Below are 14,392 nucleotides of genomic sequence, written 5' to 3'. Positions count from 1 at the left end.
TGGGGCCGTAGCGGCTTATGCCGCCGGAGCGCCCGTAGGAGTGGTCACCCCTTGGCTCACTGACTTTATCAGTTCAAGCTCTTCTTTTATAACACCTAACTATCCAATTCTTACCGACAACATACTAAGCGACCCCATCTCAATTCCATCGGTCGGAATCGAAATCGGCTCTTTACCATCCCAACTCCCCAACACATACAGTAATGGTAAATAATGCTCTGGCGACGGGTTAGACAACGCCGCTCCTTCGTGTTGCATAAAGTCAACCAATGGGTGGTTATCACCTTGATAATTCAAGTTATCCCGCACAAATTGGTTGAAAGACTCCGCCCATGGATATGGGCTACTTTCCCCCTGCCATCTCACCATACGCAGGTTATGTACCACGTTGCCGCTGGCGACAATCATCACGCCCTGCTCACGTAGTACCGCCAGCTTACGACCTAATTCATAGTGATACTCTGCCGGTTGGGTGCCATCGATACTCAATTGCACCACCGGAATATCCGCGTCAGGGTACATCTTGATCAATACTCCCCAGCTGCCGTGGTCCAACCCCCATTCACTGGTATCAGCTTGCACCGCAATAGGTGCCAGTAGTTGCTGAATCTGGGTTGCCAACTCTGGCGAACCAGGCGCCGGATATTGCGTATCAAACAATGCCTGTGGGAAGCCACCAAAATCATGAATCGTCCGAGGTTTCTCCATCGCTGTCACCGCGGTGCCACGGGTATACCAGTGCGCGGAAATAGCCAAAATCGCCTTTGGACGCGGCAATGTCTCACCCAACGCACGCCATGCCTGAGTGTGACTGTTTTCTTCCAGCACGTTCATCGGGCTACCGTGGCCGAGAAACAGTGCAGGCATACGAGAGGTGTTCATAGATAATCCTTACTGTTAAGAAAAAGTGTGGCGCTAAAACCATAAACAGTACATTACGCGCTTTTTTTTCATTACACAGCCGGATAACAGTGATGAAGATATTCAATAAATTTGAAGAGGAAAAATCGTGGGGAGATATCAAGGATAGGGGGGGAAGGAACGAAATAACCGGGCGGCGATCTATTCAATAGAATAATGGCAACCCGGTGTGTAAACCACGTTATCAATAGGCAATATCAGTAGATATTGCCATCAGACATCAGCTGGCTTTTTTTTCTTGAGACTGGCGGTACTCAGCCAAGTCATCAATAGTCACAACTGGCATATCATGCAATTTGGCAAACTCAATCACTTCTGGTGCATGCGCCATGCTACCGTCATCATTGGTCAGTTCACACAAAACGCCCGCTGGTTTGTAGCCTGCCAGGGTAGCCAAATCGATGGATGCTTCAGTATGACCACGGCGTGATAATACACCACCCGGTTGACCGCGCAGTGGGAATACATGGCCCGGACGATTAAGGTCAGTAGGTTTCGCGTTATCAGCAATTGCCGCACGGATAGTAGTCAAACGGTCAGCCGCAGAAACCCCAGTTGTCACACCTTTAGCCGCTTCGATTGTTACGGTAAATGCAGTTTGGAACTGGCTGGAGTTGTTGGCTACCATCATTGGTAAATCAAGCTGTTGGCGGCGTTCATCAGTGATACACAGACACACAATGCCACTGCCGTGGCGGATAGTCAGTGCCATTTGCTCTACAGTCATTGCTTCAGCAGCAAAAACCATATCGCCTTCGTTTTCACGACTTTCGTCATCCAACACCATAACACCACGGCCATTACGCAGAGCGTCAATAGCACGTTCTACACGCTCAACAGGCGTGCCGAAATCTGATAGAAGGGTCTGATTCATGGTAAAAAACCTCATTAAAATTATGGATTACCAGAATCAGGGCGGTCTTGAGGAGTAAATGGCCACTTTTATATCAATAACAGCATATATCAATAGAAATAGCCGAAATAACGCAAGCGAGCTATTTAATACAATAAATAAGCTCGGCAGATACCGTTACTCTCTCCCATCCGGACTATAACCGTCGGCCCCGGAATTACACCGGATCTGCTGACCTCTACCCTGCTCTCTTTGATAAGAGAAACAACGTGAGCGCTCGCGGGCTTTTGCACCACGACATGATATGCCGCAACACAATTTACCGCCGGTGGGGACTTGCACCCCGCCCTGAGAATAAGCCCTATGACTATAGCGCTATTGATTCGTCGGAGCAATTACCAAAATGGTGATTGAGGAGGTTTATACATTCGGCATCAAGCATTACACTAGTAGGAGTAACTTCACATCTAATTAGGGAAATACCATGATTGACCCGAAAAAAATTGAACAAATCGCCCGCCAGGTGCATGAGTCTATGCCGAAAGGTATTCGCGAATTCGGGGACGACGTCGAAAAGAAAATTCGGATGGTACTGCAATCGCAGTTAACCCGTCTGGATTTGGTTAATCGTGAAGAGTTCGACGTGCAAACTCAAGTGCTGCTGCGCACCAGAGAGAAGCTGGCGTTGTTGGAACAACGTATGGGCGAACTGGAGGCCAGGTTCAACAGCACTCCGGCCACCGTTGAAGCGCCTGCCGCTATTGATGATAAAACCGACGAGTAATCTGAGCCGCTTATTATGATTGGGGCGCCATCTGGCGCCCTTTTTAGTGCGGTATTACTGCTCCACGCGACTTCGACATTAGCATCCACAACAGCGTAAACATCAGTAAAGCATATAAGCTCTTCCAACCAATCATCACCAGTAATACACAACACAGAATACTGCCAATCACCGACATCACCCATGAGCGCCCGGTTAACAAGCGAATTCCAGCCAGCATACACAGCAAATAAATCAGTACAAAAATGCCGTTGGCATACACAATCAGCAGATCTAATGGCAGAGACAGCCAGTAGGTCAGCAAAGTAAACAGCAGGCAACTGCCGACCACTGCAGTCAGTGCATTCACCGGTGTTTGGCCAACAGACAGTTGCGCCAACTTGCTTTGTGGGCGCACCTGCGCCTGCGACCACACCATGCGAGCAAAACTCTGGGTATAGATATTCACACTGGCAAAACAAGCCAAATAACCAATAATGCAGGCAATCCATAGTGCATGCTCACCGAACAATTGCACCACAATTCCTGGCAAGGAGGCAGCAGCGGCTTGCTGCTCACCATAGGCATGAAAATGCAGCACCGCCACGGTACAACCCCAATAGACGGCCCCGGCGACTAATAGTCCGGCCATCAGTGCGCGTGGGAAATCACGTTCTGGGTGGCGGAATTCTGTCGCCAGATGTGCAAAAGCCTCCAGTCCGACAAAGCACCAGAACATTACAGCAAGCGCACTGAACATATTCAACGGGATAATATCTTGTGGTGCTGGCCAAGGAATCTGTGATGGCTGAATATCACCCTGCCACCAAATAGCCACCACCAGTGCGATGACCAGTAACGCAATCAATGTTTGCACATTGGCACTGGAGCCAGCACTGCGTGTTCCCAGCAACCAAATAACCAGCAAGGTAACCAGTTGCACCATCAATAATCCGCTATCACTCCAACCAAAAGTGGCTTGCCAGAAACCAGCCGCAATTTGGAGCGCGGCGGGTAACCCGACTGGAATGACAGACAAAAATAACCAACCGGTAACTTTGCCAAGTTTCGGCCCAAATGCCATGGTGACAAAGTGAGCCGCACCTCCGGCGTTGGGAAAGTGACGGCCTAAAGCAGCAAAAGCTATAGCAATCGGGAAAACCAGCACAATCAATACTGGCCAGGCCCACAAACTATCTTCACCGGCCAGCATTGCTGCCAGTGCGGGCACGGCAAAGACCCCGGTTCCCAGCAATGAAGTGGACAACAACCCGACTCCCTGGGCCAGACTCAACTCCTGTTTTAGTCCATTCATTCTCTTTAATACCCAAAGTCATTGATGTTGCGGGTAGGCGGCAAGCAAACGCGTCCCGATGAGCTTACTCAAGTAAGTGATTCGGGTAAGTGAGCGCAGCTAACACCCCCGCAACCTCAAGGACGAAGGGTATTTAGCCTCGACCATTCTTGATGGACTGAATAATATTGGTAGTAGAAACACCATCTTCGAAATTCAGCACTTTCACTTCCCCACCAGCGGCCCATACCTCTGCACTACCGGCAATTTCGTCAGGTTTATAATCCCCGCCCTTCACCAGTAAATCCGGCAAAATATCAGCAATTAAGCGCTGCGGAGTATCTTCTTCAAATGGCACCACCCAATCCACCGCTTCCAGCGCACCCAACACAATCATGCGCTGATCCAATGGATTCACTGGGCGTTTCTCACCTTTCAACCGTTTGGTAGAGGCATCGCTGTTCACTGCCACTATCAGGCGATCACCCAGCTTACGGGCATTGGCTAAGTAAGAGACATGACCGGCATGAAGGATGTCAAAGATGCCGTTAGTCATGACGACCTTTTCACCACGCTGGCGCGCCTGAGCCACCGCTTTTTTCAGTTGCTGCTCGTCCATCACGCCGAAACCGGTTTCAGCACGACCACGAATCGCATTTTCCAGCTCAATCGGGGAAACAGTAGATGTCCCCAATTTACCGACCACCACACCAGCTGCAGCATTCGCCAGGAAACATGACTCTTCAAGCGTATTCCCCGCCGCTAATGCAGCCGCCAGCACGCCAATAACCGTGTCACCGGCACCGGTCACATCAAACACTTCTTGTGCCTGGGTCGGTAAATGTAATGGCGGTTTGCCCGGCTGTAACAAGGTCATCCCTTGCTCAGAGCGAGTTACCAGCAAAGCAGAAAGCTCAAAGTCAGCGACCAGCTTCATGCCACGGCTCACCAACTCTGCTTCGTTTTGGCAATGCCCCACCACCGCTTCAAACTCGGATAGATTTGGTGTCAGTAGCGTTGCGCCACGATATCGTTCGAAATCGCTGCCTTTGGGATCGATAAGCACCGGAACTTTTGCTTTTCGCGCCAGTTGGATCATCGTCTGCACACTGTTCAGTGCACCTTTGGCATAGTCGGACAGCACCAGGGCACCAATCTGTGGTAGCGCTTGTTGAATGCGCTCAAAGATAGGTTGGGGGTCAACACCATCAAAACCTTCTTCGAAATCCAGGCGAATAAGTTGCTGATTACGGGAAAGTACCCGCAACTTGGTGATAGTTGGGTGAGTGGGCACCGAGACAAAATCACAACGCACCTGCACTTCATTTAGCTTGCTGGTCAGTGCGCGTGCGGCGTCATCAATACCCGTCAACCCGACTAACCGGGAGATAGCGCCAAGGGAGGCGATGTTCATCGCGACGTTTGCAGCGCCGCCGGGGCGTTCTTCGATGGTATCGACTTTGACAACCGGCACCGGTGCTTCTGGTGAAATGCGGCTGGTTGGGCCATACCAATAACGGTCTAACATGACATCACCAACGACTAATACACCGGCGCGGCGAAAATCAGGCAGCGTGACTTTCATACGTTAGCCCCCCAAAGTGAGCTGTTATTAACCCCGAAAACACACATCCCTTCGCTCCAATTTTATGTTTGTTATACTCTAAATAATTCGAGTTGCAGGAAGGCGGCAAGCGAGTAAATCCCGACGAGCTTACTGTAGTAAGTGATTCGGGTGATTGAGCGCGGCCAACACACATGCAGCTCGAAGTATGACGAGTATATATGGTGCCAGATAATATCACAGACACCTTATATACCATTAATAACTGGAATCTATACGCCCGAAGGCGCTGCAACCAACCATTTATGCCAACTGGCGGCTACTTGTTCTCTTTCTGCGGTAAAACAATCAGCAGAGACCTTGCTTGATTGCTCCTGCAATGCCAGATGATGAATCTCATCACGCATGGTGACATAAGCGTGAGTCAATGCTGCCGCCTCCGCCTCCGGCATAATGTCGTAATTAGCCATTAGCTCGAAAATTCGCACATTATCAGACCAACGGGTCAAGCGCGGTTCGGTAGCAGCATAGCGCAGCACCAAATATTGAGCGATAAACTCAATATCGGTGATCCCCCCCTCATCGGCTTTGATATCAAAGATATCACGCTGTTTACTGCCTAAATGATTGCGCATCTTCTCGCGCATTTCGCGAACTTCCTGCTGTAATTGCGAGCCTTCGCGCGGGCGACAAAGAATTTGCTGGCGAATAGCGTCAAACTTTTGCTGCAATTCAGGGCAACCATAGACAATGCGCGCGCGCACCAGCGCCTGATGCTCCCACGTCCAGGCTTCATTCTGTTGATAGTCAGCAAAAGCCTCGATAGTGCTCACTAACATACCCGCTTCACCGGATGGCCTTAACCGCGCATCAACCTCATACAAAATACCTGACGAGGTGCGAGTGCTGAACAAGTGCATAATGCGCTGAGCCAAACGCAAATAGAACTGGCGGCCATCAATACTGCGCTCGCCGTCAGTCATCACATCCAGCGGGCAATCGAGCAGGAACACCAAGTCCAAATCTGAGCTGTAACCCAGCTCCCAGCCCCCCAACTTGCCATAACCAATCACAGCAAAACCACGACCTTCGCGCTGTTGCAAATGACTTGGCTGACCATAACGGGCCACCATTTGATTCCATGCTTGTTGGATAACCGCATCAATCATGGCTTCTGCCAGATAAGTTAAGTGATCACTCACTTTCATTACCGGCAGTGCCTCGGTGATATCTCCAGCGGCAATACGTAATTGTTGAGCCTGCTTAAACTGGCGTAACGCCTCCAGTTGTTGCTCTTCATCATCGGGCGGAACCCGTAACAAGTATTGGCGCAATTCATCACGGTAGGCGCTGGGTTCCAAAGGTTGATAGAGCGATTGCGGATCGAGTAGTTCGTCCAATAACAGTGGATAACGGGCGAGTTGGCTGGCAACCATCGGGGAGGCAGAACATAAACGAATAACATGTTTCAGTGCCGCGTGGTATTCCACCAGCAATTCCAGATAGGTAGTACGAGTCACAATACTTAGCAACAGTTGAATCAGTCGGCTAAGAGCAATATTGGCATCTGGGCGTGGGCAGACTTCAGCGAACAGGCGTGGCATCAGTTGATCCAGCACCTCGCGGCCACGCGGGCCAATGGTGCGTTTATCCACATCATGACGAAAATGATTAATTGTGACCAATAATTGGCTGCGTGCCGTTTCATCTAAATGCGGCGTCAGTGGCGCTAAATCACGCTCTTCCAATACATCCTGCCACAAACTTTTATACAAACCGTGGCTGGGATCTTCGCCAATATCGGGAGTATCGTCGCCAATCAGATCATCAAATACTAAACGCACCGCTTGCATATGCTGCTCTAGTGCGGCATTCATAGCTGCCCAATCTGGATAGCCCATGCCGCAAGCCAGCCGAGCCTGATTCAAGGTGTCACTGGGTAAAGTCTGGGTTTGCTCGTCGGCAATGGCTTGCAGTAGGTTTTCCAAACGGCGCAAGAACAGATAGCTAGCGCTGAGATCCGCCACCTGTTTTTCGGGTAACAAACCCAATTCGGCCACGGCCTGTAAGGTCGGCAGTAAAGCACGATCTTGTAGACGCGGTTCACGGCCACCGCGAATCAACTGAAATACCTGGGTAATGAACTCGATTTCACGAATTCCACCCGCACCCAGTTTGATATTGTCTTTCAGGCCGCGCCGACGCACTTCACGGGCGATCATCCCTTTCATGTTACGCAGCGATTGAATCACACTGAAATCGATATAGCGGCGGAAAACGAAGGGACGCAGGGTTTGGCGTAATTCCTGGCTGTAATGGTCTTCCGCTCCGCCCATCAGACGAGCTTTCACCATCGCGTAGCGCTCCCAGTCGCGCCCTTGCTCTTGGTAATAATCTTCCAGTGCAGCAAAGCTCAACACCAGCGGGCCACTATCGCCAAATGGGCGCAGGCGCATATCTACCCGATAGACAAAGCCGTCTATCGTTTGCTGATCCAAAGCCTTAATCAGCCGTTGCCCTAAGCGAGTAAAGAATTGGGCATTATCCAACTGACGCCGCCCGCCCTGGGTCTGGCCGTTTTCTGGATAAGCAAAGATCAAGTCGATATCCGACGAGAAATTCAGCTCGCCGCCACCTAATTTCCCCATACCTAAAATGAGTAAAGGCTGCGGCACGCCTTCGCTGTTACAGGGCGTACCGAACTCGCGACAGCACGCCTGATATAACCAGTCGCGCGCGGCAATAATCAGGCTTTCTGCCAACCAACTTAGCTGTTGCAGGGTATCCGTCGTGGCGCTGGTTTCCAGTGCCTGTGACCAGGCGATACGCACCATAATCCGCCGGCGAAATAGTCGCAATGCTGCCAGCAGCCCGGCTTCATCTTGTACCTCGGCCAGTGCCTGACTGAGCCATTGTTGATAAAATTGCCACTCCTGCGGTTGTGGCGGCTGCTGATGCAGCTCATCCAGCCAATCAGGGTGAATCAGTAACATGTCACTGACAAAATCACTCAATACCAATACTGCGATATCTTCTTCACGTAAGCTCAGTGGAGCCGGTAACTCATAAAAGCGCTGCTGTATATTTTGCGCCTGAATCTGTAATTCTGAAGGGAGTGGCAACATATCATTCCTTATATACCCTTCGTATTTGAAGCCACAGTAGCGTTAGCTGCAACTCCAACGACTTTGGGTATAAGCTCTATTAATGCACAGCCCCATTCAACCAGAACGCGGGCTGAGACAGCGCTTCTTTACGGGCGGTATCACGCCAGTGACCCTGCCGCTCCATAATGGCCTGCTGTAAACCAAACCAGCCATCAATGTATGGATGCCATTCACTTTGTGGATAGAAACCGGAGAGTAACTGGAAAGACATAATCTGCCGGTTTAAACGCGGAAGTTGTGCCAGATAACCATCATCATCCAGATTGTGGCCAAAGGCCTCTTTTAGGTCAGCAGCACTGCGGCTCAGCATGATGTCGCAGAAGCGTTTGAATGAACCCTCAAACTTGGTTCGCGCTTTGTCATCCATAAACGGTCGCCAGCCAGCAGTGACCAGCCACGATGTGAGCGCCAACTTACATTTCAGATAATCGGTGCTATAACAAATGAGCTCGGCCTTGGCATTTTTCGGCTCTAACTGGGGTTCCAGCGCAATTAATGCCGCACGTAATTCAGTGCTGGCTTTGCGTGGCACCAATCCACCAAAAATAGCCAATGTCTGACGAATCATTCCTAAAGCCTCGATAATCATTGGCTTGGCCGCAGTCTCACCGCGCAACCATAATTCCTCATGATACTGCCAGTGGTTCAACGCCATTTCCAGCCCGGCCACCATACCTTGCTCGACGGTAGATTTCGGCGCAGGTTGTAACACTAACAACGGGCGCAATTCACGTGGTGGCTGACCTTGTGCTAAATGATAGCCGCGCGCCGCTTTACTCAAGTTCCCCTGCCGTAAACCACCGATTTGTGCCAGTTCAGTCGCCAGTGCCAGTAAATCGGCCTGATTGCCTTTCTTGAGTTCCAATTCAATTTCACTTAATGGCTCTGACAACTCACCTGCACTAATAGTACCCTGGTCAAGAGCAAGCTCTATCTCGCTCTCACCGTAAGTAATTACCCACTTCTCACGGGTAAAATCGGTACGGAATAATGGCTGTAACTCGGCTTGTAGCGCGTCAACCGCCCACCCTTCTGGCCAAATATCAGCGGGGAAACGTGCCAGATCTAATTTGTCGTTATCAATATCAACGTTATATTCAGGCCGTTGATGCAAACCGCCGACCACTTTACCGCCGGTCTTAATCGTCATTTCATAGCGGCCATCATAACCACGAATACGTAAGCCAATATCATGTTGGCGCAGACGGTTATCCGCCGTTTCAAAATAGATGTTCGTCAGAGTTTGCGGCGCTGAATGCTGACTTTGCCAAGAGGTGATTCGCTCCGGCAAAGCGGCAATGGCCGCAGGAGTAGCAATAAATTTTAATTCTATTTCAACGGTCATAATTTCATTCACACCGGTATGTTGCGAGATTACGGGCATTATGCCTTTTTCGCGATGATTTGCCTGTTTTACACAAACTTCTCTGCTTTAAAACAAAAAACACGCACGCGGCAGCCCTGATTCAAACTCTATTTTAACCTGTTTTCACCGGTCGACCCTAAGGCTTCATAAGACAAATTTTCACCGTCGTTAAAATGAACAATCAAAGGGCTAAAGCCGCGCTGGCTATGAGAGTAAGATAGTTCTCATTCCGGTTTATGCGTTGCGTCGGCAAACTGAACACACTACTATCGTCCCATAAATTCACTCATAAATGACTCTCTAATGCAGAAATTACGCCTAATTTGCCTCATAGTGCTAAGTCTCACTGTTTCCCTGAGCGCTTACGCTGAAGAAAAACGCTACATCTCTGATGAGCTGGATACCTACGTTCATAGCGGCCCCGGTAACCAATACCGTATTGTTGGCACGCTAAAAGGTGGGGATGAAGTTACCCTGATAAGCGTTAATGACAGCACAAATTACGGCCAAATCCGCGACAGCAAAGGGAAAACTACCTGGATTCCGCTGAATCAATTGAGCGAAACCCCCAGCTTACGCGTTCGGGTTCCTGACCTTGAACAACAGGTCAAAACACTCACCGATAAACTGGCTAATATTGATAATAGCTGGAATCAACGTACTGCCGAAATGCAGCAAAAAGTGGCTGCCAGCGACAGTGTTATTTCCGAATTACAAAAAGAAAATGAGTCATTGAAAAACCAGCTGGTGGTGGCTCAGAAGAAGGTCAACGCGGTAAATCTGCAATTGGATGACAAGCAGCGCACCATTATTTTGCAATGGTTTATGTACGGCGGCGGTGTTGCAGGGATCGGCTTATTACTGGGTCTAATACTGCCACATCTGATCCCCAGCCGTAAAAAGAATAACCGCTGGATGAACTAATAGCAGTTCACTACAACTGCAACGTCAAGAACGAAGGGCCTATATGGATATCTATTTGGTCGGCGGTGCCGTACGCGACAGCTTATTAAACCTACCCGTGACCGAAAAGGACTGGGTGGTGGTAGGTGCAACGCCAGAACAGCTACTCGCGCAGGGTTACCAACAGGTCGGTAAAGATTTCCCGGTATTTCTTCACCCCGTCACCCATGAAGAATACGCGTTGGCCCGTACCGAACGTAAATCAGGCCAAGGCTATACTGGTTTTACTTGCTACGCCGCCCCGGATGTCACTCTGGAAGAAGATTTACTGCGCCGCGATTTGACCATCAACGCCATTGCACGTAGCAGCGAAGGTGAGCTATTTGATCCCTACAATGGCCAACAAGATATAGAAAAACGCGTATTACGCCATGTCTCAGACGCTTTTGGCGAAGATCCTCTACGGGTTCTGCGGGTGGCTCGTTTCGCTGCCCGTTTTGCGCATCTGGGCTTTACCGTCGCCCCAGAAACCCAATCCTTGATGGCAGCAATGGCTAAAAGTGGCGAACTTTCTGCTTTGACAGCAGAACGCGTGTGGAAAGAGACCGAAAAAGCACTCAAAACGCAAAGCCCGCAGGTCTATTTTCAGGTATTACGCGATTGCAGTGCACTGGCGGTGCTGTTCCCTGAGATTGAGCGTTTATTTGGTGTCCCTGCACCGGAAAAATGGCATCCCGAAATTGATACCGGCATTCATACTCTGATGACGCTGGCTATTGCCGCGCAACTCAGCCCAGAAGTTGATGTACGTTTTGCCGCACTCTGCCATGATTTAGGCAAGGGTCTGACACCTAAAGAGTTCTGGCCCCATCATCATGGGCATGGTCCTGCGGGCGTGAAATTAGTCGAACAGCTATGCCAACGTTTACGGGTGCCAAATCCAGTGCGAGATTTAGCAAAACTGGTCGCTGAATACCATGATCTCATCCATACGGTGAATAAGCTCCGACCTGAAACCTTGCTTAAACTGTTCGATGCTATTGATGTATGGCGTAAACCAGAACGCCTTGAGCAAATGATAATGACCAGCGAAGCTGATGCCCGAGGCCGTACTGGATTTGAAGAAAACCCATATCCTCAGGGCGACTATTTACGTGCTGCGTTCCGTATTGCTAACGGAGTCTCAGTGCAGGAAGTGGTCGCCAGTGGGCTGCAGGGTTTGGCTATTCGTGATGAACTGAAACGTCGTCGCCAACAAGCCTTAGCCGAATGGAAACAGACTCAGGAAGTGGTTTCCCCCTAAATTGACCTTCTGACGATAATAAAAAAAGCCCTGATAATTCAGGGCTTTTTTTATTTACAGACCAGGATACTGTTACATAAAGACCCAGTACACCGCTGCCGCGACAATAAAGCGATAAATCGCAAAAGGCACGAAAGAGATACGTTTAATCAGTGACAGGAAGGTTTTGATAGCAATTAGCGCGACAACAAATGCGGTGATAAACCCGACGGCAAACATCGGCAAATCGCCCCAACTCAGGAAATGTAGACTCTTATACAAATCTAATCCGCTGGCCCCGAGCATCATCGGTACTGCCAAAATAAAGGAAAATTCAGAGGCTGCGTAGCGGTTCACACCGACCAGCATCCCACCTGAAATGGTGGCACCCGAGCGGGAAAATCCCGGCCATAATGCCAAACACTGGAAACAACCGATGGCAAAAGCCTGACGATAGGTAATATCATCCAGCCCGATAGCCTTAGGATTTTTAGGTTTAAACCATTCCGCGGCCAGTAAGAGCAAACCGCCGGCGACCAAGGCATACATGACACTTTGCGGGTTAAATAACGATTTAATGACATCGTGGAAAACCAATCCCAAACCAACCGCTGGGATCATTGCCAGCAAAATATGACCCAATGTCAGGTGGCCGCTGGTTTTCCCTTCATGAGGCACTTTACCAAAATGGATACCGATCAGACCGAATAAGCGCCGCCAGAACACCACCACCACGGCCAAAATCGATCCTAACTGAATAATGACTTCAAAAGTTTTTGCTTTATCGCCGGTAAAACCCAATAGCTCGCCAACAATAATCATATGCCCAGTAGATGAAACCGGCAGGAACTCAGTAAGCCCTTCAACCACGCCCAAAACAAAAGCCACAAACAGCGAATACATATCCGTCATCTACGATACCCAATGCCCTGTAATAGAAATCCACAAAAAAACGGCAATGTGAAAAACAATGCCGTTCAATTTCAGTATGTAAAAAATATCACGTTAATCAATAATTCAGACCACATTATCAATATAGGGTTGCATTTTTATGTCGTGGCAGAACAAAAATCAGCCAGGCCGTTGGCCACGTTCGATAACTACACCGACATTACGCGCCTGAGCAACCGCCCCCGGTTTGCTCACCTTAATCCGCACCCAAGGTGAATTAAACTGCTGTAGCAATAGCTCGGCAACCTCTTCAGCCACTCGTTCAACCAGAGCAAAACGTTGCATTTCAACGTGTTTGATGACGGCATCGCTGATATCTGCATAGCTCAGGCAATCATTGACATCATCGCTGGCGGCGGCTTTACGATTATCCCAACCCATTTCGATATCGAACACTAGTTTTTGCTGAATGGTCTGTTCCCAGTCATAAACACCGATAGTGGTTATAACACTGAGTTCCTCAATAAATACGATATCCATCACGTCATTCTCTGTTTTTGTGCCTGCCGGATACCACTTCCAGCCGAATATGCGTATTATCCACAGATGTTGCGATTAAAACGATCATTATTCAACAGGGCGGTGTTATGAGTGCTATCGCGCTTGGCATGATTATCTTCGCGTATTTGTGTGGCTCAATTTCCAGTGCAGTCCTGGTATGTCGAGTTGCCAAGCTACCCGATCCGCGTGAACATGGCTCCGGTAATCCTGGGGCCACTAACGTACTACGTATCGGTGGCCGCACCGCCGCTGCAACCGTACTGATTTTTGATGTACTGAAAGGTATGTTACCAGTTTGGATAGCTTATCTGCTGCACGTATCACCACTGTATCTTGGTCTTACCGCTATTGCCGCCTGTCTGGGCCATATTTATCCGGTATTTTTCCACTTTAAAGGTGGCAAAGGTGTCGCCACTGCCTTTGGTGCCATCGCACCGATTGGCTGGGATCTGACTGGCCTGATGACGGGCACTTGGCTACTGACGGTTTTATTAAGCGGCTATTCATCTTTGGGCGCAATTATCAGCGCGCTGATCGCACCATTTTACGTCTGGTGGTTCAAACCACAATTCACCTTCCCTGTAGCTATGCTCTCCTGCCTGATCCTGATGCGTCATCACGACAATATCCAGCGTTTATGGCGCGGTAAAGAAAGTAAAATCTGGGACAAACTCAGAAAGAAAAAGCAAAAAACCCCCGCTGAAGAAGCCGCAGAGTTGGAAGAGAAAGAAGAAGATTAGTTTTACCTCTCCCGCCCAATCCAGAATGACTGAGCGGGAGCGAGGCAAGGCGCCAGGAATTGAGAGAGCGGAGCATACATCAGTATG

The 14,392-nt window shown here is 49.5% G+C and carries 12 protein-coding genes and 1 riboswitch; of the genes, 4 read left to right on the top strand and 8 right to left on the bottom strand.

Translation table 11 applies throughout. The features are described from left to right. Nucleotides 1-99: 99 nt before the first annotated feature. Nucleotides 100-882, bottom strand: coding sequence for a 4,5-DOPA-extradiol-dioxygenase (gene ygiD, locus FTB31_RS10125; RefSeq protein ID WP_077175191.1), 783 nt, complete (start codon nt 880-882; stop codon nt 100-102). A 259-nt stretch (nt 883-1,141) separates the two neighbouring features. Then, nucleotides 1,142-1,795 (bottom strand): 3,4-dihydroxy-2-butanone-4-phosphate synthase, encoded by a 654-nt coding sequence (ribB, locus tag FTB31_RS10120; RefSeq protein WP_011817217.1) that lies wholly within the window; start codon nt 1,793-1,795, stop codon nt 1,142-1,144. 154 nt (nt 1,796-1,949) lie between these two features. Further along, nucleotides 1,950-2,134, bottom strand: a riboswitch (FMN riboswitch). A 124-nt stretch (nt 2,135-2,258) separates the two neighbouring features. On the opposite strand from ribB, the gene ubiK reads away from it, so the two are divergent. Further along, complete coding sequence (gene ubiK, locus FTB31_RS10115) at nt 2,259-2,558, top strand: ubiquinone biosynthesis accessory factor UbiK (RefSeq protein ID WP_077175192.1); 300 nt, start codon at nt 2,259-2,261, stop codon at nt 2,556-2,558. A gap of 43 nt (nt 2,559-2,601) precedes the next feature. Here ubiK and yjeH read toward each other — a convergent pair whose 3' ends face one another. The 4 genes from yjeH to FTB31_RS10095 all read right to left on the bottom strand — a co-directional run bounded on the left by yjeH (nt 2,602) and on the right by FTB31_RS10095 (nt 9,907). After that, a complete protein-coding gene (yjeH, locus tag FTB31_RS10110) occupies nt 2,602-3,852 on the bottom strand; it encodes an L-methionine/branched-chain amino acid transporter (protein ID WP_050077080.1) in 1,251 nt (416 codons plus the stop codon). A gap of 133 nt (nt 3,853-3,985) precedes the next feature. Further along, on the bottom strand, nt 3,986-5,416 hold the full coding sequence (gene hldE / locus FTB31_RS10105) for a bifunctional D-glycero-beta-D-manno-heptose-7-phosphate kinase/D-glycero-beta-D-manno-heptose 1-phosphate adenylyltransferase HldE (RefSeq protein ID WP_050077078.1): 1,431 nt from the start codon (nt 5,414-5,416) through the stop codon (nt 3,986-3,988). Nucleotides 5,417-5,667: 251 nt separating this feature from the next. Beyond that, nucleotides 5,668-8,520, bottom strand: coding sequence for a bifunctional [glutamate--ammonia ligase]-adenylyl-L-tyrosine phosphorylase/[glutamate--ammonia-ligase] adenylyltransferase (gene glnE, locus FTB31_RS10100; protein WP_077175194.1), 2,853 nt, complete (start codon nt 8,518-8,520; stop codon nt 5,668-5,670). A 79-nt stretch (nt 8,521-8,599) separates the two neighbouring features. Beyond that, nucleotides 8,600-9,907, bottom strand: coding sequence for a CYTH domain-containing protein (locus FTB31_RS10095; protein WP_227731338.1), 1,308 nt, complete (start codon nt 9,905-9,907; stop codon nt 8,600-8,602). A gap of 324 nt (nt 9,908-10,231) precedes the next feature. Between FTB31_RS10095 and FTB31_RS10090 the strand changes: the two genes are divergently transcribed. Together FTB31_RS10090 and FTB31_RS10085 are read left to right on the top strand one after the other, a co-directional pair. Further along, nucleotides 10,232-10,852, top strand: coding sequence for a TIGR04211 family SH3 domain-containing protein (locus FTB31_RS10090; RefSeq protein ID WP_227731337.1), 621 nt, complete (start codon nt 10,232-10,234; stop codon nt 10,850-10,852). 43 nt (nt 10,853-10,895) lie between these two features. Further along, nucleotides 10,896-12,134, top strand: a complete 1,239-nt coding sequence (locus FTB31_RS10085) for a multifunctional CCA addition/repair protein (protein WP_077175196.1) — start codon at nt 10,896-10,898, stop codon at nt 12,132-12,134. 72 nt (nt 12,135-12,206) lie between these two features. Here FTB31_RS10085 and bacA read toward each other — a convergent pair whose 3' ends face one another. Next, nucleotides 12,207-13,025, bottom strand: a complete 819-nt coding sequence (bacA, locus tag FTB31_RS10080) for an undecaprenyl-diphosphate phosphatase (RefSeq protein WP_050077071.1) — start codon at nt 13,023-13,025, stop codon at nt 12,207-12,209. A 159-nt stretch (nt 13,026-13,184) separates the two neighbouring features. Beyond that, nucleotides 13,185-13,544, bottom strand: a complete 360-nt coding sequence (folB, locus tag FTB31_RS10075) for a bifunctional dihydroneopterin aldolase/7,8-dihydroneopterin epimerase (RefSeq protein ID WP_077175197.1) — start codon at nt 13,542-13,544, stop codon at nt 13,185-13,187. Nucleotides 13,545-13,651: 107 nt separating this feature from the next. Between folB and plsY the strand changes: the two genes are divergently transcribed. Next, nucleotides 13,652-14,305 carry a glycerol-3-phosphate 1-O-acyltransferase PlsY gene (plsY, locus tag FTB31_RS10070; RefSeq protein ID WP_005160822.1) on the top strand — a complete coding sequence of 218 codons (654 nt, stop codon included), beginning with the start codon at nt 13,652-13,654 and terminating at the stop codon, nt 14,303-14,305. Nucleotides 14,306-14,392: the final 87 nt, after the last annotated feature.

It is taken from the genome of Yersinia proxima (assembly GCF_902170785.1).
GTDB lineage: Bacteria > Pseudomonadota > Gammaproteobacteria > Enterobacterales > Enterobacteriaceae > Yersinia > Yersinia proxima.
This window is presented reverse-complemented; position numbering and strand designations above follow the sequence as displayed.

Excerpts from the sequence above, each read along its gene's own strand:
- plsY (WP_005160822.1), top strand. The coding sequence starts at position 13,652 with ATGAGTGCTATCGCGCTTGGCATGATTATCTTCGCGTATTTGTGTGGC.
- yjeH (WP_050077080.1), bottom strand. The coding sequence starts at position 3,852 with ATGAATGGACTAAAACAGGAGTTGAGTCTGGCCCAGGGAGTCGGGTTG.
- folB (WP_077175197.1), bottom strand. The coding sequence starts at position 13,544 with ATGGATATCGTATTTATTGAGGAACTCAGTGTTATAACCACTATCGGT.
- ribB (WP_011817217.1), bottom strand. The coding sequence starts at position 1,795 with ATGAATCAGACCCTTCTATCAGATTTCGGCACGCCTGTTGAGCGTGTA.
- ygiD (WP_077175191.1), bottom strand. The coding sequence starts at position 882 with ATGAACACCTCTCGTATGCCTGCACTGTTTCTCGGCCACGGTAGCCCG.
- glnE (WP_077175194.1), bottom strand. The coding sequence starts at position 8,520 with ATGTTGCCACTCCCTTCAGAATTACAGATTCAGGCGCAAAATATACAG.
- ubiK (WP_077175192.1), top strand. The coding sequence starts at position 2,259 with ATGATTGACCCGAAAAAAATTGAACAAATCGCCCGCCAGGTGCATGAG.
- bacA (WP_050077071.1), bottom strand. The coding sequence starts at position 13,025 with ATGACGGATATGTATTCGCTGTTTGTGGCTTTTGTTTTGGGCGTGGTT.
- hldE (WP_050077078.1), bottom strand. The coding sequence starts at position 5,416 with ATGAAAGTCACGCTGCCTGATTTTCGCCGCGCCGGTGTATTAGTCGTT.
- FTB31_RS10085 (WP_077175196.1), top strand. The coding sequence starts at position 10,896 with ATGGATATCTATTTGGTCGGCGGTGCCGTACGCGACAGCTTATTAAAC.
- FTB31_RS10095 (WP_227731338.1), bottom strand. The coding sequence starts at position 9,907 with ATGACCGTTGAAATAGAATTAAAATTTATTGCTACTCCTGCGGCCATT.
- FTB31_RS10090 (WP_227731337.1), top strand. The coding sequence starts at position 10,232 with ATGCAGAAATTACGCCTAATTTGCCTCATAGTGCTAAGTCTCACTGTT.